Below are 18798 nucleotides of genomic sequence, written 5' to 3'. Positions count from 1 at the left end.
GGGGAAGTTCATCTTGTTCGCCAACCTGCTGATCATTTTGGTCGCATCACTGATCACCATTGCCTTGTTCCGCCGCCTGAACCTGCCTCCCCTGCTCGGCTACCTGTGTGTCGGCGTGCTGTGTGGCCCCTTTGCCGCCGGCTGGATCAGCGCAGGCGGCCAGGACATGTCGATCCTTGCAGAAATGGGTGTGGTGTTCCTGCTGTTTACCCTCGGCCTGGAGTTCTCCCTGCCACGCATGCTAGCCCTGAAAAGTACGGTATTTGGCCTGGGCAGCCTGCAAGTCATCTGTACCAGCCTGCCACTGGCGGCGCTGCTACATCTATACGGCCTGTCACTGGCCGTGTCGCTGACCCTGGCCGCCGGCCTCGCGCTATCCTCCACGGCCATCGTCAGCAAGGAGTTGAGCAGCCTGGGGGAGATTTTTACCCCCCATGGACAGAACGCCATTGGCGTATTGCTCTTCCAGGATCTGGTCGCGGTACTGTTGCTGACCCTGCTGCCACTGATCAGCGGCGGTTCCGAGCAAGCCTGGTACGTGGCGTTGCCGCTGACCCTGGGCAAAGCCGTACTGCTGTTCATTGGCTTGCTGGTGGCCAGTCGCTGGCTGCTGCCGCGCCTGTTTCATGAAGTGGCGGCAGCACGCTCCAATGAACTGTTCCTGCTCATGGCCCTGGTCATCGTATTGCTGACGGCCTGGCTGACCCACCTGCTTGGCCTGTCCATGGCACTGGGCGCCTTTCTCGCCGGCATGCTGCTCGGGGAAAGCCACTACCGCCACCAGATCGAAGCCGACATCCGTCCATTTCGCGACGTGTTGCTGGGCCTGTTTTTCGTCAGTGTCGGCATGCTCATCGACTTGCGCCTGTTCCTCAGTCATGGCCTGACCATTATTGCCCTGACGCTGCTGCTGATCGCTATCAAGGGGCTGATCGTGGCCCTGCTGGTGCGCCTGCGCGGCAATACCACAACCGTCGCCTGGCGCAGCGGCCTGGCCCTGGCGCAAGGCGGCGAGTTCTTCTTTGCCCTGCTGGCCCAGATGCAAAGTAGCACGCTGCTCGACAGCAATCTGGCCAGCCTGTTGCTCGCGGCGGTGTTCTGCTCGATGAGCGTCACCCCCCTGTTGCTGCGTGGTGCTCCGCGCCTGGCGGCACGCCTGCAACGTCGCCACAGCGGAGACAGCTCACTGGAGGCCATCAGTGCCAGCGGCGAAGCCCAGCAGGGACATGTACTGATTTGCGGCTACGGTCGGGTCGGCCAATCCATCGGCCGCTTCCTGCGGCGCGAAAACATCCCCTACATTGCCCTCGATGACGATCCGGTACGCGTCCAGGAGGCGGCAGCCGGCGAAGATCACGTGCACTACGGCGACTGCCGACGTGCCGATCTGCTGCAAGCCATGAACATTGCCCAGGCACGCCTGCTGGTGGTCGCCGTGGACAACAGCGAGGCTGCCTTGCAGATTGTCGAGCAGGCCCGGCGCCTGCAGGCGGAACTGCAGATACTGGTTCGCACCCGCGACGATAGCAAGCTGGATGCCCTGTTGGCATTGGGCGCCAATGAAGTCGTGCCGGAGCTGCTGGAATCCAGCCTGATGCTCGCTTCACACGCGCTGGTCATGCTCGGCCTGCCGGAATCGCGGGTACAGCAGAGCATGGATGCCGTACGAGCCGGACGCTACCGCTTGCTGCATGGCTTCTACCATGGCGGTCATGCCGACCTGCTGGGGCAACATCAACAGCCGCGCACCCTGTTGCACGCAGTGACACTCAGCGCGCAAGCCAGCGCCTGCCAGCGCAGCCTGGACGAACTACAACTCGAGCAACTGGGCGTCGAGATACAGGGCATCCGCCGCCATGGCGAGGAGCTCAGCCCCGCTCCGCAATTGCGCCTGCAAGCTGGCGACACCCTGCTCCTGGCGGGCCCGCTGGCCGCCATTGAAAGCAGCGAAGCCCACTTGCTGGCCAGCTGAAGCAGCACGACAGGCAGCGCCTGCGTTAATTCCCACGTTTCGACTATGGTCTAAGGGCAGCCCGCCGGCTGTCGTGTTTTAGTCACGGCGCTGCAACATTGCCCCCTCCATGCACAGGGCGGCATTCATAAGAACAATCAGGAGACCTCACCACCATGAGCCGCACTCTGCTCGCCCAGGCGGTAGCACTGGCCACCGCCGGCGCCGGCCTGGCCCTTCCCAGCCTGGCCCAGGCCGACTTCATCAATGACAGCAAGGCCACTCTGGAACTGCGCAATTTCTATTTCAACCGTGACCTGCGCAACAGTGCCCCCGGCAGCCAGGCCAAACGCGAGGAGTGGGCCCAGGGCTTCATTCTCAAGGCCGAATCCGGCTTCACCGAAGGCACCATCGGCTTTGGCCTGGATGCCTATGCCGGGCTGGGCGTCAAGCTCAGCTCCTCGGACGATCGCGCCGGCAGCAACCTGCTGCCCAACAGCTACGGTAGCGAAGGCAGCGACGAGTATTCCGAAGCGGCGGTCGCCGCCAAGGTGCGCCTGTCCAAGACTGTCGCCAAGGTCGGCGGCCTAATGCCCAAGCTGCCGGTCGTCTCCTCGGGTGATGCACGCCTGCTGCCCCAAGTGTTCAATGGTGCCATGCTGACCTCGCAGGAAATCGCTGGCCTGACCGTCAATGCCGGTCAGCTGCGCGAGGTCAACTACCGTGACTCCACCGACATGCAGAAAATGCGTGCCAGCAATTATGCGGCAACGGCTACCAGTGATCGGTTCAACTACTTCGGCGGCGACTACAAGTTCAACCAGGACAATACTGCGGTCGGCCTGTGGTACTCCGAACTGCAGGACGTCTATGACCAGAAGCTGCTGCAACTGAGCCACAACCAGGCCGTAGGTGCATGGAAACTCGGTGCAGTCTTTGGCTATTTCGACTCTGACGAGAACGGCCGCCAGCTGGCCGGCAAAATCGACAACGACCTGACCAGCCTGATGCTCTCGGCCAACACCGGCGCGCATACCTTCCGCCTGGGTTATCAGCACAGTGACGGCGACAATCCCTTCCCGTTCCTGCAGGAAACCGATCCGGCAATTTCCAGCTACCTGCAGATTCTAGACTTCACCCGCGCTGGCGAGCGCTCCTGGCAAGCCCGCTACGACCTCAACTTCGCCAGTTACGGCGTACCCGGGCTGAACGCCTTCGTGCGCTACGTACGCGGCGACGAGTTCAAGGTCGGCAACGTCGACGGCAAGGAATGGGAACGCGACCTGGACATCAGCTACACCATCCAGGAAGGCACCTTGAAGAACCTGGCGTTCCGCTGGCGCAACGCCATGGTGCGCTCCAACGCCTCGATCGGCGATCTGGACGAAAACCGCCTGATCGTCAGCTACACCATTCCCCTGCTGTAACCGAGGCCGCAACCAGTCCGCGCTTTCCACAAGGCGGGCTGGTTGCCAGGCCGCTCATTCGCCCGCTGCGTCACGCCGCTGCTGCAGCGCACGGCGCACCATGCTGGCATAAGGCGCAGGTGTCAGCTGATAGAGCTGCAGGGCCACCCAGGCATGCCAGCGCCCCTGCAAAACCTCACGTTGCGCCCACAAGCGCTGTGCTTCGGCTTCGGCCCGCGCCTGATGGGCCTGGTGATAGGCTGCCCGCCCCTTGCTCACTTCAGACCCCCGATACCCGCCACTGTGCCAGCCAAGCCAGGCTCTCGCGCGTCTCGCCCTGCGGGTGGTACTCCGCAGCCAGCCAGTCCTCGTAACCTACCTTGTGCAAGGCTGCAAACGCCCGTGAAAAGTCCAGGCTGCCGGTGCCCGGCTGTCCCCGCCCGGGGCAGTCGGCAAACTGCACATGGCCGATGCGCCCCGCCAGGCACTCGATAGCCTGCGGGATATCCAGCCCCTGCCGCGCCATGTGATACAGGTCCAGCTGAGCCAGGCAATTGCTATGTGCCACATCATCCAGCAGGCGCAGCAGATCTTCAGGGGTATTGATCAGGAATCCCGGCATATCCAGCGGGTTGATTGCCTCGACCAGCACCTTGATGCCCAGTATGGCAAAGGCATCGGCCGTTTGCCGCAGATTATCCACCAGGGTTTGCCAGGCCACTTCGCGGGTTAGCGGGGCGACCAGACGACCGGCCAGCACATTGACCGCACGCGGCCGCAGCAAGGCGGCATAGCGCAAAGCCAGCTGCAGACCCTCGGCAAAAGCCTCGCGGCAATCCGGCTGTGCCGCCAGGCCGCGTCCCCCTTGCAATAGATCGCCCGCCGGCAGGTTGAACAGCACCAACGGCACGCCGGCGCGCTGCAAGGCTTCATGCCAAAGCATCGCCGGCTGTTCATAGGGAAACTGTACCTCGACCCCGGAAAAGCCAGCCGCCACCGCCGCCTGTACGCGGTGCAGCAGCGGCAATTCGCTGAATAGCAGACTGAGGTTGGCGGCGATCTTCATGGACAGGCCTCGCGCAGCATCTCGATCAACGTCGACGGATCACGCGACAGGTTGCCCTGGCTGCCATGCAGGCGCATCAACTGCGCCGCCAGGCCGCTCATCGGCGTGGCACTGCCCTGCTCACGGGCGAGCTTGACCGCCGTATCCAGGTCCTTGAGCAACGTACGCACATGCCAGCGAACCGGCTCGAACTGGCTCGCGGCCATCTGCGGCGCGAGAATCTGCAAGGGTTTGCTGTCGGCAAAGCCACCGGCCAGGGCGCTGGCCAACAGGCTGGCATCCACCCCGCTACGCTCGGCCAGCGCCACCACCTCGGCGATCACCAGCGCATTGCACGCCACCAGCATCTGGTTGCACACCTTGCTGACTTGTCCCGCGCCCACCTCGCCCATGTGGGTCAGGCGTTGTCCGAGATGCGCCAGAATCGGCCGCACGCGCTGCACATCGTCCGCACGACCACCGGCCATGATCGCCAGGCTACCCGCCTCTGCGCCAGCCGTGCCGCCGGAAACCGGTGCGTCCAGCCAGTGCATCCCGGTGCGCTGCAACAACTCCTCCGCCATCTCACGGGTAGCCGCGGGCTCCAGGCTGGAGAAGTCCACCAGCAACTGGCCAGGACGGGCGCTTTCGACCAGGCCACCCGCGCCGAATACCACCTCGCGCACCGCCGCCGTGTCTGCCAGGCAGAGCATGACCACCTCGGCATCAGCACACAGCTCGGCCGGGGTTTCGACACGCCCGGCCCCCTCCTGCAATAAAGGCAGGCATTTGTCCGCACTGCGGTTCCACACTCGCAGGGGATAACCAGCCGCCAACAGGCGACGGCACATCGGCAGGCCCATCAGGCCGATGCCGGCAAAGCCCAGGGAAGGCATGATTTGCATGATGTCTCTCAAACTACTGAACAGCGTTACAGCTGGCGCAAGTCCTGCTCCAGGTGTGCGAAATCGACGGGTTCGCCACTCACCGCGCCAAGGCGCTCGCGGATGTCGCGATACATCGCATCATACTCGGCATGTTCGCGCATGATCGGACTGGCATTACGCGGCAGGCCGTAACGACCGGCCAGACGCCCCAGCACTGCGGCAAAATTGAAGGCGGTATCCCGATGCAAACGCACCTGCTCGGTGAAAGCCCGGCCATCGACGACCCCCTGCATGGTCAGGCACAGCAAGAGGCCTTCGCCCGGCTCCTCCTGCACCTCGTAATAGACGTCTACCACGTAGTCCGGCACATCAGTCACCCCGGGGGCACGCTGCCTGTGCAAATGGCCTGGCTTGAACATGCGGGTTTTCTCCTGCGGGTCAGTTACCAGGCAGTGTAGCGCTGTCACGCTCCTGAACCAGCACCCAGGGCGCTACCACTACAGCCCAAAGGAGCGGATCACGAGCCTGCCAGTCCTGCGCCTGGTCATCGCTCAGGCGCACCAACTGCCCACCTTGCAACCAGTCGCGCAGACGCGCCTGGTCATTCTCGGCCATGGCCAGGGCCACCCCCACCATATCCTCACCCGGCTGCACGCTAAGCAACGCCCCACGGGCAAAGAATGGTTGCAGCTCGGCCCAGGTGATCTGCGCCGTCTCGCCCAGCAGCTTGGCATAAAGCAGGCTAGTCTCTTCGTTCATGCGGCTCTCCTCATTGGAAAAGGCGCACATGATACCTGTGCCTGGCCACGCCGCCAGCCAGGCTTTTTATTGATCAGGCAGTCAATAAATGCCGCTTTTCTATATCAATATTTCAATCAGGCGACACGACCATGACAGGCGACGATTTGCACGCTTTTCAAGGCGTTGGACAGCCCCCTACACTGTACCGGTACAGTTTTTTCGACCCTTCCGAGCGTCGTCGAAGCCGCCATTGCCCTGCCAGCAGGCCGGTGCAGATCCGCAACAGAACAATGACCAACCATGAGTGGAGCACTATGAACAAGGCTACCAAGCACGTATCCAAGCTGTTCGCAGCCATGGCCCTGGCCGGCATGGCCAGCTACTCCGTTGCCGCCGACACCATCAAGATCGCCATGGCCGGTCCGGTGACCGGTGCCGTGGCGCAATACGGTGACATGCAGTTCATCGGCGCCAAGATGGCCATCGAGCAGATCAACAAGGCCGGCGGCGTCAACGGCGCACAGCTGGAAGGCGTGGTCTATGACGACGCCTGCGATCCCAAGCAGGCCGTTGCGGTAGCCAACAAGATCGTCAATGACGGCGTGCAGTTCGTGGTCGGCCACCTTTGCTCAAGCTCCACTCAGCCCGCTTCGGACATTTACGAAGACGAAGGCATTCTGATGATTACCGCGGCCTCCACCAGCCCGGAAATCACCGCGCGCGGCTACCAGCTGGTATTCCGCACCATCGGCCTGGACAGCCTGCAGGGCCCTACCGCCGGCAAGTACATTGCCGAGCAGGTCAAGCCGAAGAACATTGCCGTGGTACATGACAAGCAGCAGTACGGCGAAGGCATCGCCACGGCGGTCAAGCAGACCGTCGAAGCCGCCGGCTACAAGGTCGCCCTGTTCGAAGGCGTGACCGCCGGCGACAAGGACTTCTCCGCACTGATTGCCAAGCTCAAGCGTCAGAATGTCGACTTCGTCTACTACGGTGGCTACCACCCGGAACTGGGCCTGATCCTGCGCCAAGCCAAGGAGCAGGGCCTGAATGCCAAGTTCATGGGTCCGGAAGGCGTGGGTAACGCCGACATCTCGGCCATCGCCGGCGAAGCCTCGGAAGGCATGCTGGTTACTCTGCCCAAGGCGTTCGATGAAGATCCGAAGAACGCTCATCTGGTCGAAGCCTTCAAGGCCAAGAAAGAAGACCCGAGCGGTCCGTTCGTGTTCCCCGCCTATGCCGCCGTGCAAGTGATTGCCGAAGGCATCCAGAAAGCCGGCAGCACCGACACCGACAAGGTTGCCGAAGCCATTCGCAGCACCAGCTTCGACACCCCCACCGGCACGCTGGCCTTCGACGAGAAAGGCGACCTGAAGGACTTCAGCTTCGTGGTCTATCAGTGGCACGCCAACGGCACCAAGACCGCTCTCGGCGAATAACCCGCCCCGCCTGAACACAAAGCCCACTGCTCGCGCAGTGGGCTTTGTCTGTCCGCTCTTGCAGGTTACGCAGTTATGACCGAACCCCTGTACTACTTTATCCAGCAGTTGCTCAACGGCCTGACCGTGGGCAGCACCTATGCGCTGATCGCCATTGGCTACACCATGGTCTACGGCATCATCGGCATGATCAACTTCGCCCACGGCGAGGTGTACATGATCGGCAGCTACATTGCCTTCATCGTCCTCGCCGCGCTGGCCTTGCTGGGCCTCGACTCACTACCGCTGATGCTGATCGGCGCCTTTGCCATCAGCATGATCGTCACCAGCGCCTACGGCTTCAGCATCGAACGCGTCGCCTATCGCCCACTACGCGGTGGTAACCGCCTGATCCCGCTGATCTCGGCCATCGGCATGTCGATCTTCCTGCAGAATGTGGTGCGTCTGGCCCAGGGTTCACGCGACATCGCCATGCCCAGCCTGATCACCGGCGGCTGGAGCATCGGCCCGGAGGAAGGCTTCCACGCCACCCTGTCGTACATGCAGTTGGTGATCTTCATCGTCACCTTCATCACCATGACTGCCCTGACCCTGTTCATCTCCCGTTCGCGCATGGGCCGCGCCTGCCGCGCCTGTGCCGAAGACATCAAGATGACCAACCTGCTGGGCATCAACACCAACAACGTGATCGCCCTGACCTTCGTCATCGGCGCCGCGCTGGCTGCCGTGGCCGGCGTACTGCTCAGCCTGTACTACGGGGTAATCAACCCCTACATCGGCTTCATGGCCGGTCTCAAGGCGTTCACCGCGGCCGTACTGGGCGGCATCGGCAGCATTCCGGGGGCGGTGCTCGGCGGCCTGCTACTGGGCGTTACCGAGGCTATCACCGCCGGTTACTTCAGCACCGAATACAAAGACGTGGTGGCCTTCAGTCTGTTGATCCTGATCCTGTTGTTCCGTCCGACCGGCATCCTCGGCCGCCCGGAGGTAGAGAAGGTATGAAGCGTTTGCATTTCAAAGCCGCCCTGCTCTCGCTGACTGTGGTGGTAGCCCTCACCGGCCTGTTGCTGGGCGTACGCCTGGAGCAGCAAGGCACCAGCCTGAGCCTCAGCGGTGCGACGCCCGACGTACTGTGGAAAATGGCCGGCGCCGGCCTGTTCATCTTCCTCTTCAACCTCCTGCGCGACTGGATCGATGCGGCACGCGGGCGCCTGCCAGCACTGCCGGGCGTGCCGGGCGGTATCAGCCAGCTGAGTGAACTGGTCGCGGTACGCCGGCTGTTCTGGTGTTTCGTGATTGCCGCGGCGATCGTCTTCCCGTTCTTTGCCAACCGCGGCGCCATCGACCTGGCCACCCTGGTGCTGATCTACGTGATGCTCGGCCTGGGCCTGAACATCGTGGTCGGCCTGGCCGGCCTGCTGGACCTCGGCTACGTGGGCTTCTACGCAGTCGGCGCCTACAGCTATGCCTTGTTGGCCATGTACTTTCAGGTGGGTTTTTGGACCGGCCTGGTGGCTGCCGGTGCCCTCGCCGCGCTGTTCGGCTTCCTGCTCGGCTTCCCGGTGCTGCGCCTGCGCGGTGACTACCTGGCCATCGTCACCCTCGGCTTTGGCGAGATCATCCGTATCCTGCTGAACAACATGACCTGGCTGACCAACGGTCCCAACGGCATTGGCGGCATCGACAAGCCCACTCTGTTCGGTCTGGAGTTCAACCGCCGCGCAGCGGAAGGCGCACAGACCTTCCATGAATTCTTCGGCATCGCCTTCAACACCAACCACCGGGTGATGTTCCTTTACCTGCTGGCCCTGGCTCTGGTACTCGCCACCCTGTTCGTCATCAACCGGTTGTTGCGCATGCCGCTGGGACGCGCCTGGGAAGCCATGCGCGAAGACGAGATTGCCTGCCGCGCGCTGGGCCTCAACCCGACGCACATCAAGCTGACCGCCTTCACCATCGGCGCCACCTTTGCCGGCTTTGCCGGGTGCTTCTTCGCCGCCCGTCAGGGCTTCATCAGCCCTGAGTCCTTCACCTTCATCGAGTCGGCGATCATCCTCGCCATCGTCGTGCTCGGCGGCATGGGCTCGCAGCTCGGGGTGATCCTCGCCGCCATCGTGATGACCGTGCTGCCGGAACTGGCACGCGAGTTCAACGAGTACCGCATGCTGCTGTTCGGGCTGCTGATGGTGGTCATGATGATCTGGCGCCCACAAGGGTTGCTGCCGATGAAACGTCCGCATCTGGAGCTGCGCACATGAGCCAAGCCCTGTTAGAAGTCTCCGGCCTGACCATGCGCTTTGGTGGCCTGCTGGCCGTCAATAATGTCGCCCTGCGCATCGACAAGGGCCAGGTGGTCTCGATCATCGGCCCCAACGGCGCCGGCAAGACCACCGTGTTCAACTGCCTCACCGGTTTTTATCAACCCACCTCGGGCAGCGTACGCTTCCAGGGGGAGGAAGTGTCCGGGCTACCCGGCTTCCGCATCGCCCGCAAGGGCATGGTGCGCACCTTCCAGCATGTGCGTCTGTTCAAGGAAATGACCGCGGTGGAAAACCTGCTGGTCGCCCAGCACATGCACCTCAACACCAACTTCCTCGCCGGCCTGCTGAAAACTCCAGGATTCCGCCGCAGCGAACGCGAGGCCATGCAGCTGGCCGCCTACTGGCTGGAACAGGTCGACTTGCTGGACGTCGCCAACCGGCCGGCCGGCACCCTCGCCTATGGCCAGCAGCGCCGCCTGGAAATCGCCCGCTGCATGATGACCAAGCCGAGTCTGCTCATGCTCGATGAGCCGGCCGCCGGCCTCAACCCCAAGGAAACCGACGATCTCAAGGCGCTAATCAGCCTGCTGCGCGACCAGCATGCGGTGAGCGTATTGCTGATCGAGCACGACATGAAGCTGGTGATGAGCATTTCCGACCACATCTACGTGATCAACCAGGGCACCCCCCTGGCCGACGGCACACCGCAACAGGTGCATAACAACCCCGATGTGATCAAAGCCTATCTGGGAGAAGCCTGATGCTGCGTTTTGAAAATGTCTGCACGTTCTACGGCAAGATCCAGGCCCTGCATGACATCAGCCTGGAAGTGCAGAAAGGCGAAATTGTTACGCTGATCGGTGCCAACGGTGCCGGCAAGTCGACCCTGCTGATGACCCTGTGTGGCGACCCGCGCGCGGCCAGCGGCAGTATCCGCTATGAAGGCGAGGAGCTGATCGGTCTGGACTCCGCCGCCATCATGCGCAAGAGCATTGCCGTAGTGCCGGAAGGGCGTCGCGTGTTCGCCCGCCTGACCGTCGAGGAAAACCTGGCCATGGGCGGCTTCTTTGGCAGCAAGGCCGACAACCAGGCCCAGTTGGACAAGGTGCTGCATCTGTTCCCGCGCCTCAAGGAACGCTACGACCAGCGCGCCGGCACCATGAGCGGCGGTGAACAGCAAATGCTGGCGATTGGCCGGGCGCTGATGAGCAAGCCCCGCCTGCTGCTGCTCGACGAGCCCTCGCTGGGCCTGGCACCGATCATCATCCAGCAGATTTTCCAGATCATCGAGCAGTTGCGCGAGGAAGGCGTGACCATCTTCCTCGTCGAGCAGAATGCCAACCAGGCACTCAAGCTGGCTGACCGGGCCTACGTGCTGGAAAATGGCCATATCGTCATGCAGGGCAGCGGCCACGATCTGCTGCACGACCCCAAGGTGCGCGACGCCTACCTCGGCGGTTGAGTCCGCCGGACCTGCGAAAACCAACGACTGGCAGCGGCGGCAATCCCTCCGGCCAGTCTTTCACCGAGCGCCGCATGACGGCGCTCGTTTCGCACCGTGCTACGCGCCCGGTTGCCCGCACAGGAACACCTAGCCATGCTTCTTCGTCCCCTCCTGCATTTCATCGAGCGCACCAGCCTGGTCGCACAGATTGCCCTTGGCCTGCTCGCCGGCATCGCCCTGGCCCTGTTCTTCCCCCAGGCCACCGCCCAGGTCAGCTTCCTCGGCAGCCTGTTCATCGCCGCGCTCAAGGCCGTCGCGCCCATCCTGGTATTCATCCTGGTTGCCTCGGCCATCGCCAACCACACGCCCGGCCAGCCAACCCATATCCGCCCGATTCTCCTGCTTTATGTTATCGGCACCCTGGCCGCCGCCATGGTCGCCGTACTGGCCAGTAGCCTGTGGCCAACGACCCTGGTACTCCGCGAAGCCGCCAGCGGCAGCACACCGCCCGGGGGCATTGCCGAAGTACTCAAGACACTGGCCATGAATCTGGTGGACAACCCCATCAATGCCCTGCTGCGCGGCAATTTTGTTGGCATCCTGGCCTGGGCCATCGGCTTGGGCATTGCCCTGCGCCACGGCAGCGCCAGCACGCGCAACCTGTTTAGCGACCTGTCGCACGGTGTCAGCCTGATCGTTCGCGTGGTGATTCGCTGTGCGCCGCTGGGCGTATTCGGCCTGGTCGCCAGCACCCTGGCCGATGCCGGCCTGGCGGCACTGGCCGGCTATGCGCGACTGCTGCTGGTGCTGGTCGGCTGCATGTTGTTCGTGGCGCTGGTGGTCAACCCCCTAATCGTATTCAGCCTGATTCGTCGCAACCCCTATCCACTGGTCTTTACCTGCCTGCGTGAAAGCGGCATCACGGCCTTCTTCACGCGCAGTTCGGCGGCCAACGTACCGGTCAATCTGGCACTGTGCGAACGCCTTGGCCTGCATGAAGACACCTATGCGGTATCCATTCCGCTGGGCGCCACCATCAATATGGCCGGCGCAGCCATCACCATCAGCGTACTCAGCCTGGCGGCCGCACACACCCTGGGCATCAACCTGGATCTGCCCAGCGCACTGCTGCTCTGCGTGGTTTCTGCGGTATGCGCCTGCGGCGCCTCGGGCGTAGCCGGGGGTTCGCTGCTGCTGATTCCGCTGGCCTGCAGTCTGTTCGGCATTGATGCGGAGACGGCCATGCAGGTGGTGGCCATCGGTTTCATCATCGGTATCGTGCAGGACAGTGCGGAAACCGCCCTCAACTCCTCGACCGACGTACTGTTCACCGCCGCAGCCTGCCAGGCCGACGAGCGGCGTCAGGCCTGATCAGCTACTCGGGCGGCAAGCCGCTATAGCAAACGGACGAACTGGGCGGCCCACGCCGCTCCAGTGCTTCATCCAGCCAATCGGCAAGCACCCCGACATGGCTACGCGGCAGGTCGCGTACTGCGCTGCACAACGTCAGCTCGCCTCGCTCGGCACTGTCCAGCAAGCCCCACCAGAGGCCCGGTTGCGCTGCCAGTTCGCGCCGATAGGCCAGGCGAAACGCCGCAAAATCATCATCTTGGTGAAAGGCTCGACGCAGCGCATGGCTGGGTGCCAGGCCCGGCATCCACTGCAGCACCTGCAGCCGTTCACGACTGAAGCCGCGAGGCCACAGACGATCGACCAGCAGCCAGCGGCCGGGCAACGCCTCGGGCAGCTGCTGGACTCGACACAGACTGATCACCTAGCGTCCCAACAACACCCACGCGGCGCCTGCAACGACCAGCAGCAGGGCGGCGAGCAAAGGCCAGGGGGCTCCACGGCGCACAGGCTCGGCCCCGCTTGGCGGCGTGTCCGCTGCACTGGCGCGGGCCGGATTGACCGCCGCACCGCGACTGCTCTGGCGCTGTACTGGTGCACGGGGGGCACTGACCATGGGCATGAAGCGCGTGGCATCCTGATCCTCCTCGGCGCTGTGCTGAGTGATCTTGGGGCCTATCACCAGCAGGCTCATGGAGCCCAGCTGCAGCTGGTCGCCGGCATGCAGCGGCGCCGCCTTGCTCGGTTGCTGGTTGAGCAGCACACCATTGGCCGAGCCGAGGTCCTTGAAATGCAGTCCGCCCTCCTTGAGATAGAACTGGCAGTGCCGCCGCGACAACTGCTGATCACCGGCGAAGCACAGTTCGCAATCACTGGCACGTCCCAGCGTCAGCGCGGCATTGACCGGATACTTGCTGCCCTCACGCTCGCCCTTGAGCACCTGCAAGGACCAGCCGCCCGCAGCAGCGCGCGGCGCTGTTGACTGCTTGACCGGATCAAGCACCTGCAACTCGACACTGGCCAGGCGGATCTGATCACCACTGCGCAACTGCAGGCCGGTGGTCACCCGCTCTTCGTTGACCCAGGTGCCAGCCAGGCTGCCACAATCGGACAGGTAGTAATAACCCTGTTCCTGACGAATCTCGGCATGAAATGCACTGATTCCAGGGTCATCCAGCTGTAGCTGGTTACGCGGATCCTGCCCCAGGGTGAAGCGCTCCTCGGTTAGCCACAGAGGTGCCTGGCGAGCGTCTTTGAAATGCAGTTTGAGCATGATGATCTAGTTGTTCTTCTGTCAGCGTTTCAGTTGCCAAACAGGCTGTTCCACAGCCGCTTGACCGGATTGGGAGCTGTCGCCTGTGGCTCGGCCGGTTCGCTGGCCGGCGCAACAGCTACCGGCTCGACACGCTGGCTGCGCTCGTTGCGCGCGGCCCTGGCCGCATTAAGCAAGCCCTGGTGTTCGCGCTTGAGGCGCCGCAATTCGCCGTGCTCGGGCTGCACCTGCAGGCCCCGCTCAATCATCGCCAGCGCGGCCGGAAAGTCTCCCCGCGCATAGGCGGCCTGAGCCAGCTCACGATACATCTGCGCAACGCGCTCCAGACCCGCCAGGGCATCCGCCTGATCGGCTTGCAGGAGCAACACCTGGCGATAGTAATAGACCGCACTGTCATCCTCCGGCAGCAGCAGGCGCTTGTCCGCCAGGCTGGCTCGCGCCTGCTCGAGCAGGGCATTGATACGCGCCTGCTGCAGTGCGGCCGCGGCAGCCAGTACCTGTGCATCACTGGCATCCAGGGTTTGTGCCAGCTGCAGGTAGAACTCGGCACTGTCATCAGCCGGTGTCTGCCAGTGGCCACTGGCCAGGCGCTGATTGAACAGATCCAGCCAGGCCTGGATACGCGCCTGCTGGACACGTTGCAAACCCGTGGCCGCTGCTGCACTGTCGCTATCCAGATTCAACGCCAGCTGGAAATGATCACGCGCGCTATCGCCAGCCGGCTCGATCAACTGGCCCTCGCTCAAGCGCTGCTCACCTAGCAGCAACGCGGCGGCTACCCGTGCATCACGCAAACGCCGCAAACCAGACAGCGCTTCGGCATGCTGTGGGCGTTGCGCCAGTACCGCATTGAAATAATGCTCGGCACTGTCCTCGGCCGGCTCTATCCAGCGCCCCTCCGCCAGACGCTGCTCGCCCAGCGCCAGCCACTCGGCAAGCTGCCACTGCTGACGCAGGTACAGCCCACTGGCCAACAGGGTAAGCAGCGCTACCAGCGCAGTCGTCGCTGGCAACAGCCAGCGGCGCCGCTGCGGGCTACGCGCCGGCCTGACAGGCGCAGGGCTGGCCGCCTTGAGCGGCACAGCCGGAAGCAGCTGGGTGGCATCCAGGTCATGCAGCTCGATCTGCCCGAGCGCCTTGAGCAGCTCGGCGCAACCGGCAAAGCGCTGCGCCGGGTCCTTGGCGAGCATGCGTTCCAGCACCGCCTGGAACATCGCCAGGCTGTCCGGCAGCACCGGCATGGGCATCTGCAAATGGTTGAGCACGGTCAGCGGATAGTTGGCGCCGCGATAGGGATTCTTGCCGGTGAGCATCTCGAGGAGGATCACCCCCAGGCTGTAGATATCGCTACGCGCATCCAGTCGCTGGCACTGGGTCTGTTCTGGGCTGCTGTAGGCCGGGCTGCCAACCGCCACACCGCACTGGGTCATGTCGCTGTCCAGCTGCACTTCCTTGGCAATCCCGAAGTCGGTGAGTACTGCCGTGTCGGGCGTGCGAAAAAGGATATTGGCCGGTTTGATGTCACGGTGTACCAGCCCCTTCTCATGCACGACCGCCAGGGCGCTGGCGATTTGCTGGACGATCTTCAGGGCACGCTGCGGGGCAAACACTTCACCCTTGTGTGCAGCCAGGTCGCCGCCCGGCAGGTACTCCATGGCCATGTAGTGGCGACCGTCATCAAGCCGGTTGATGTCATAGATTGTGACGATCGACGGATGATGCAGCGAAGCGACGATGTGCCCTTCCTGGATAAAACGAATGCACAACGCCGGATCGGTTCCGGCACTCAGCACCTTGATCGCCACCTTGCGCTGCAGGCTTTGCTGGGTCGCCAGGTAAACCTCGGCCATGCCGCCTTTGCCCAGGCGGCCATGGATGCTGTACCCGGGAATGAAGATCTCGCTGTCGGTCATGCTGCTCGGGCTATTCATAGGTTGCGCCATGCTGCCAGCCATTGGCCTAGCAGCCCCGGTTTGTCGGCTGGCAGCGCACGGGCGGCCAACGCCGGCGCCAGTACCAGGCAGGAAATATTATCGCGCCCGCCTGCGGCATTCGCGGCGCCAACCAGCTGGCTGACCAGCTCTTCAAGCGTCGCGGCCGTGTTGCAGCAGGCCAGAATCTCTGCGTCCTCCAGCTCGCTGCTCAGGCCATCGCTGCACAGCAGAAGGATTTCATTGTCGGCCAACTGGCCCTCCAGCCAGCCGGGCTGCAACTCGGCGCCCACCTGGCCGAGGCACTGCAGGATCAGATTGCGCTGTGGGTGCTGACGAGCCTGTTCAGCATCCAGCTGGCCAATGTCCAGCATGCTCTGCACCCAGCTGTGGTCATGGCTGAGCTGCTCGATGTGCTGCGGGCCAACACGGTAGGCACGGCTGTCGCCCACCCAGACCAGCTGGAAGCGCTGCGCCTGCAAACGTACCGCCACCAGCGTGGTACCCATGCCCTGGCTGGCCGGGTCGTCTTCGGCAGCCTGGCAGATCGCCTGATGCGCTGCCGCAGTCGCCTGCAGCAGCTCATCGCCGGCCTGTACGCGCTCCGCCAGCACCTGCAACGCCAGGGCACTGGCGACTTCGCCACGCTGGTGACCGCCCATGCCATCGGCGATGGCCCATAGCTGTTGTTGCGGCAGGCACAGCAGGCTGTCTTCGTTATGCGGGCGCAGCTGCCCTGGATCGCTGAGCGCAGCAAAATAGGCCATGGTGCAAGGGCTGGCGAGAGTCATGAATACACCGATCCACGCGGCAAAATCAGTCGCACATCATGCGCAGCACGGCGCTGACTGGCCAGTCTCTGGCACATGGAACTGTCAAAGCGTGCAGTAATTCGCAGATCAGCAGCCTTGCCCCACCCAGCCACGCCCGGTAGCCTGCGCCGAGGTTTTCCCGGAGCTCCATCATGCGCCTGCTACTTGCATTCATCTCCAGCCTGTTACTCGGCGGTTGCCAGCTGTTCAGCGAAGCTCCCGTCGCCCCCGCCGACGAGGTACGCCTGCAAGGCCAGTTACGTCTGCAGGATGGCCAGTGGTTGTTGCGGCCTTGTGGCGAAGCACGCCTGTTTCAGCTGGATAGTCGCCAGCTGCCAGGATTCAACCAGGAGTTGCAACGTCTGGCCGAGGATGCCGGCCCGGTACTGTTCGCCGACCTCGGTGGCTACCTGCAGGCAGCTGCCCAGCAGGATGGTCTGTTGCAGCTCACCCAGCGCTGGCGCCTGCAGGGTGAAGGACCCGCGTGCAACGACGTGGCGTTCTCCCGCCTGCTGCTGCGCGCCACGGGCAACGAGCCGGCCTGGTCGATCCAGCTGGGCCAACGCGGCCTGCTGCTCAGTCGCCCAGGACAGCCCGCACTGGCCCTGCCCTACATCGAAGAGCAACTTCCTGACGGCCGCCTGCAGGTCAGCAGCCAGGCTGACGGCGAAGATATCCAGCTGTGGCTGGTCAGCGCGCGCTGTGTCGACAGCATGACGGGGGCGATCAGCCACTTGCGTGCCGAACTGCGCCTGAATGGCCAGCGGCATACCGGCTGTGCTTATTTCGGTGGCGCCCGCCAGGCCCGCTGAAGCCTGCTACTGACTGAGCAAAACCGCGTAGCCTGGGCGGCGAGTTGAATTAGCCGGACAGCCCACTAGGCTTGCAGGTAAACCTGCAAGCCTAGGAGCTCGCCATGTTACGCATTGCCATCAACGGTTACGGGCGTATCGGCCGTGCCATCCTGCGGGCACTCTTTGAACGCGGCCTGGAACAGCAGATCCATCTGGAAGCCATCAACGACCTGGGGGATGCCAGCACCCTCAGCCATCTGACGCGCTTCGACTCGACCTTCGGCCGTTTCAATGCACGGGTCGCCCAGCATGACGACATCCTGCAGGTCAACGGCCAGTCGATTCGCCTGCTGCGCGAGCGCGATCCACGACAGCTACCCTGGGCGGAGCTGGGCATGGATCTGGTTCTGGAGTGCTCCGGCAACTTCAAGAGCCGCGCCCAGGTCGAGCAGCATGTGCAGGCCGGAGCCCCGCGGGTGCTGCTCTCCCATCCACTGGACAGCGCCGACCTGAGCGTGGTGTACGGTGTCAATCACACACTGCTGAACAGCCAGCAGATCGTTTCCAACGCGTCCTGCACCACCAATTGCCTGGCGCCGCTGGCCATGCTGGTGCATCAGGAGCTGGGTATCGAGCAGGGTCTGATGACCACCGTGCATGCCTACACCAACGACCAGAACCTGCTGGACAAGACGCATGTCGATCCGTATCGCGCACGTGCGGCGGGCCTGTCGATGATCCCCACCAGTACTGGCGCCGCCAAGACCATCGGGCTGATTCTCCCGGAACTGGCCGGACGCCTGGATGGCCTTGCCGTGCGGGTGCCTACAGCTGCAGTGTCCTTGCTCGACCTCAGCCTGCAGGTACAGCGTCCACGGCCGGCCGAGGAGCTGAATGCCGCGCTGCAACGCCTGGCGCGCCAGCTGCCAATGGGGGTCATGGAGTGCAACGAGCTACCGCTGGTGTCCTGCGACTTTGCCGGCTACCCGGTGTCCTGCGTGGTCGATCTCAACCATACCCGGGTACAGGGCAAACTGGTCAAGCTGCTGGCCTGGTATGACAACGAATGGGCTTTTGCCAACCGCATGCTGGATGTCAGCCTGCACTGGCTGGCTCGCTAAGTGTTCACTGTTCCCAGGGCTGACCACCTGTACCGGGGCGAATCGGCAGCTTCTGCTGCAAGGCAGCCTTGGCCAGCATGTGGCAGCTGACTGGCGCGGTAATGAACAAGAACAGGGTAATCAGCAACTCGTGCAAGCTGAGGCTCTGCTCACTGACGCTGAAGTGGATCATCGAGGCGATGACCATGCCACCCACTCCCAGGGTGGTAGCCTTGGTCGGCCCATGCAGACGCGTATAGAAGTCCGGCAGGCGATACAGGCCGATGGCACCGATCAGCGCGAACAGGCTGCCGAGCAAGAGAAACAGCGCCACCAGCGCTTCGATCCAGGGATGCATAGCTCC

The 18798-nt window shown here is 63.3% G+C and carries 20 protein-coding genes; 10 read left to right on the top strand and 10 right to left on the bottom strand.

All coding sequences use genetic code 11. The features are described 5' to 3' along the window. Nucleotides 1-13: 13 nt before the first annotated feature. A complete protein-coding gene (locus tag CW360_RS08195) occupies nt 14-1972 on the top strand; it encodes a monovalent cation:proton antiporter family protein (RefSeq protein ID WP_101193363.1) in 1959 nt (652 codons plus the stop codon). Nucleotides 1973-2127: 155 nt separating this feature from the next. Next, complete coding sequence (locus tag CW360_RS08190) at nt 2128-3378, top strand: OprD family porin (protein ID WP_101193362.1); 1251 nt, start codon at nt 2128-2130, stop codon at nt 3376-3378. A gap of 54 nt (nt 3379-3432) precedes the next feature. Here CW360_RS08190 and CW360_RS08185 read toward each other — a convergent pair whose 3' ends face one another. From CW360_RS08185 to CW360_RS08165, 5 genes are read right to left on the bottom strand one after another with little or no spacing between them, the layout of a single operon-like run. Continuing rightward, entirely contained in the window at nt 3433-3636 is a 204-nt protein-coding gene (locus CW360_RS08185; RefSeq protein WP_101193361.1) for a hypothetical protein, read from the bottom strand. Nucleotide 3637: 1 nt separating this feature from the next. Then, nucleotides 3638-4423, bottom strand: a complete 786-nt coding sequence (locus tag CW360_RS08180) for a hydroxypyruvate isomerase family protein (RefSeq protein WP_101193360.1) — start codon at nt 4421-4423, stop codon at nt 3638-3640. Continuing rightward, nucleotides 4420-5307, bottom strand: a complete 888-nt coding sequence (locus tag CW360_RS08175) for an NAD(P)-dependent oxidoreductase (RefSeq protein ID WP_101193359.1) — start codon at nt 5305-5307, stop codon at nt 4420-4422. Before CW360_RS08175 ends, CW360_RS08180 begins: the two co-directional genes overlap by 4 nt. A 26-nt stretch (nt 5308-5333) precedes the next feature. After that, nucleotides 5334-5708: a DUF5064 family protein gene (locus tag CW360_RS08170; RefSeq protein WP_093986396.1), complete on the bottom strand. Its 375-nt coding sequence runs from the start codon at nt 5706-5708 to the stop codon at nt 5334-5336. Nucleotides 5709-5727: 19 nt separating this feature from the next. Continuing rightward, entirely contained in the window at nt 5728-6048 is a 321-nt protein-coding gene (locus tag CW360_RS08165) for a DUF2288 domain-containing protein (protein WP_101193358.1), read from the bottom strand. 296 nt (nt 6049-6344) lie between these two features. Between CW360_RS08165 and CW360_RS08160 the strand changes: the two genes are divergently transcribed. The 6 genes from CW360_RS08160 (at nt 6345) to sstT (ending at nt 12545) form a co-directional block, all read left to right on the top strand. Then, on the top strand, nt 6345-7469 hold the full coding sequence (locus CW360_RS08160) for a branched-chain amino acid ABC transporter substrate-binding protein (RefSeq protein WP_093986395.1): 1125 nt from the start codon (nt 6345-6347) through the stop codon (nt 7467-7469). 75 nt (nt 7470-7544) lie between these two features. Beyond that, nucleotides 7545-8471, top strand: a complete 927-nt coding sequence (gene livH / locus CW360_RS08155; protein WP_101193357.1) for a high-affinity branched-chain amino acid ABC transporter permease LivH — start codon at nt 7545-7547, stop codon at nt 8469-8471. Beyond that, a complete protein-coding gene (gene livM, locus CW360_RS08150; protein WP_101193356.1) occupies nt 8468-9727 on the top strand; it encodes a high-affinity branched-chain amino acid ABC transporter permease LivM in 1260 nt (419 codons plus the stop codon). The genes livH and livM overlap by 4 nt, the downstream gene beginning before the upstream one ends. Then, complete coding sequence (gene livG, locus CW360_RS08145) at nt 9724-10491, top strand: high-affinity branched-chain amino acid ABC transporter ATP-binding protein LivG (RefSeq protein WP_093986392.1); 768 nt, start codon at nt 9724-9726, stop codon at nt 10489-10491. Before livM ends, livG begins: the two co-directional genes overlap by 4 nt. After that, entirely contained in the window at nt 10491-11192 is a 702-nt protein-coding gene (locus CW360_RS08140) for an ABC transporter ATP-binding protein (RefSeq protein ID WP_093986391.1), read from the top strand. Before livG ends, CW360_RS08140 begins: the two co-directional genes overlap by 1 nt. 135 nt (nt 11193-11327) lie before the next feature. Continuing rightward, nucleotides 11328-12545 carry a serine/threonine transporter SstT gene (sstT, locus tag CW360_RS08135; RefSeq protein WP_101193355.1) on the top strand — a complete coding sequence of 406 codons (1218 nt, stop codon included), beginning with the start codon at nt 11328-11330 and terminating at the stop codon, nt 12543-12545. A 4-nt stretch (nt 12546-12549) separates the two neighbouring features. On the opposite strand, the gene CW360_RS08130 is transcribed toward sstT, so the two are convergent. From CW360_RS08130 to CW360_RS08115, 4 genes are read right to left on the bottom strand one after another with little or no spacing between them, the layout of a single operon-like run. Continuing rightward, nucleotides 12550-12948: a DUF488 domain-containing protein gene (locus CW360_RS08130; RefSeq protein ID WP_101193354.1), complete on the bottom strand. Its 399-nt coding sequence runs from the start codon at nt 12946-12948 to the stop codon at nt 12550-12552. After that, nucleotides 12949-13797, bottom strand: coding sequence for an FHA domain-containing protein (locus tag CW360_RS08125; protein ID WP_101193353.1), 849 nt, complete (start codon nt 13795-13797; stop codon nt 12949-12951). A 29-nt stretch (nt 13798-13826) separates the two neighbouring features. Further along, nucleotides 13827-15728 (bottom strand): serine/threonine-protein kinase, encoded by a 1902-nt coding sequence (locus CW360_RS08120; protein WP_245874689.1) that lies wholly within the window; start codon nt 15726-15728, stop codon nt 13827-13829. Beyond that, on the bottom strand, nt 15725-16519 hold the full coding sequence (locus CW360_RS08115; protein ID WP_101193352.1) for a PP2C family protein-serine/threonine phosphatase: 795 nt from the start codon (nt 16517-16519) through the stop codon (nt 15725-15727). The genes CW360_RS08120 and CW360_RS08115 overlap by 4 nt, the downstream gene beginning before the upstream one ends. Nucleotides 16520-16692: 173 nt before the next feature. On the opposite strand from CW360_RS08115, the gene CW360_RS08110 reads away from it, so the two are divergent. Together CW360_RS08110 and gap are read left to right on the top strand one after the other, a co-directional pair. Next, the gene (locus CW360_RS08110) at nt 16693-17352 is read left to right on the top strand and encodes a COG3650 family protein (RefSeq protein ID WP_101193351.1); all 660 of its coding nucleotides are present in this window, start codon (nt 16693-16695) and stop codon (nt 17350-17352) included. A gap of 104 nt (nt 17353-17456) precedes the next feature. After that, on the top strand, nt 17457-18455 hold the full coding sequence (gap, locus tag CW360_RS08105) for a type I glyceraldehyde-3-phosphate dehydrogenase (protein ID WP_101193350.1): 999 nt from the start codon (nt 17457-17459) through the stop codon (nt 18453-18455). 4 nt (nt 18456-18459) lie between these two features. Here the strand turns inward: gap and CW360_RS08100 are convergent, their stop codons facing one another. After that, on the bottom strand, nt 18460-18792 hold the full coding sequence (locus CW360_RS08100) for a Na+/H+ antiporter subunit G (RefSeq protein WP_093986384.1): 333 nt from the start codon (nt 18790-18792) through the stop codon (nt 18460-18462). Nucleotides 18793-18798 lie beyond the last annotated feature (6 nt).

Source organism: Pseudomonas fluvialis (genome assembly GCF_002835605.1).
GTDB lineage: Bacteria > Pseudomonadota > Gammaproteobacteria > Pseudomonadales > Pseudomonadaceae > Aquipseudomonas > Aquipseudomonas fluvialis.
Note: the sequence above shows the minus strand (reverse complement) of the source record. Positions and strands in the feature narration are given on the sequence as shown.

What these genes read in the sequence shown, in the direction of transcription:
- CW360_RS08190 (WP_101193362.1), top strand. Translation starts at nt 2,128, where the DNA reads ATGAGCCGCACTCTGCTCGCCCAGGCGGTAGCACTGGCCACCGCCGGC.
- CW360_RS08180 (WP_101193360.1), bottom strand. Translation starts at nt 4,423, where the DNA reads ATGAAGATCGCCGCCAACCTCAGTCTGCTATTCAGCGAATTGCCGCTG.
- gap (WP_101193350.1), top strand. Translation starts at nt 17,457, where the DNA reads ATGTTACGCATTGCCATCAACGGTTACGGGCGTATCGGCCGTGCCATC.
- CW360_RS08170 (WP_093986396.1), bottom strand. Translation starts at nt 5,708, where the DNA reads ATGTTCAAGCCAGGCCATTTGCACAGGCAGCGTGCCCCCGGGGTGACT.
- CW360_RS08120 (WP_245874689.1), bottom strand. Translation starts at nt 15,728, where the DNA reads ATGAATAGCCCGAGCAGCATGACCGACAGCGAGATCTTCATTCCCGGG.
- livG (WP_093986392.1), top strand. Translation starts at nt 9,724, where the DNA reads ATGAGCCAAGCCCTGTTAGAAGTCTCCGGCCTGACCATGCGCTTTGGT.
- CW360_RS08160 (WP_093986395.1), top strand. Translation starts at nt 6,345, where the DNA reads ATGAACAAGGCTACCAAGCACGTATCCAAGCTGTTCGCAGCCATGGCC.
- CW360_RS08100 (WP_093986384.1), bottom strand. Translation starts at nt 18,792, where the DNA reads ATGCATCCCTGGATCGAAGCGCTGGTGGCGCTGTTTCTCTTGCTCGGC.
- CW360_RS08140 (WP_093986391.1), top strand. Translation starts at nt 10,491, where the DNA reads ATGCTGCGTTTTGAAAATGTCTGCACGTTCTACGGCAAGATCCAGGCC.
- sstT (WP_101193355.1), top strand. Translation starts at nt 11,328, where the DNA reads ATGCTTCTTCGTCCCCTCCTGCATTTCATCGAGCGCACCAGCCTGGTC.
- CW360_RS08175 (WP_101193359.1), bottom strand. Translation starts at nt 5,307, where the DNA reads ATGCAAATCATGCCTTCCCTGGGCTTTGCCGGCATCGGCCTGATGGGC.
- CW360_RS08115 (WP_101193352.1), bottom strand. Translation starts at nt 16,519, where the DNA reads ATGACTCTCGCCAGCCCTTGCACCATGGCCTATTTTGCTGCGCTCAGC.
- livH (WP_101193357.1), top strand. Translation starts at nt 7,545, where the DNA reads ATGACCGAACCCCTGTACTACTTTATCCAGCAGTTGCTCAACGGCCTG.
- CW360_RS08110 (WP_101193351.1), top strand. Translation starts at nt 16,693, where the DNA reads ATGCGCCTGCTACTTGCATTCATCTCCAGCCTGTTACTCGGCGGTTGC.
- livM (WP_101193356.1), top strand. Translation starts at nt 8,468, where the DNA reads ATGAAGCGTTTGCATTTCAAAGCCGCCCTGCTCTCGCTGACTGTGGTG.
- CW360_RS08165 (WP_101193358.1), bottom strand. Translation starts at nt 6,048, where the DNA reads ATGAACGAAGAGACTAGCCTGCTTTATGCCAAGCTGCTGGGCGAGACG.
- CW360_RS08125 (WP_101193353.1), bottom strand. Translation starts at nt 13,797, where the DNA reads ATGCTCAAACTGCATTTCAAAGACGCTCGCCAGGCACCTCTGTGGCTA.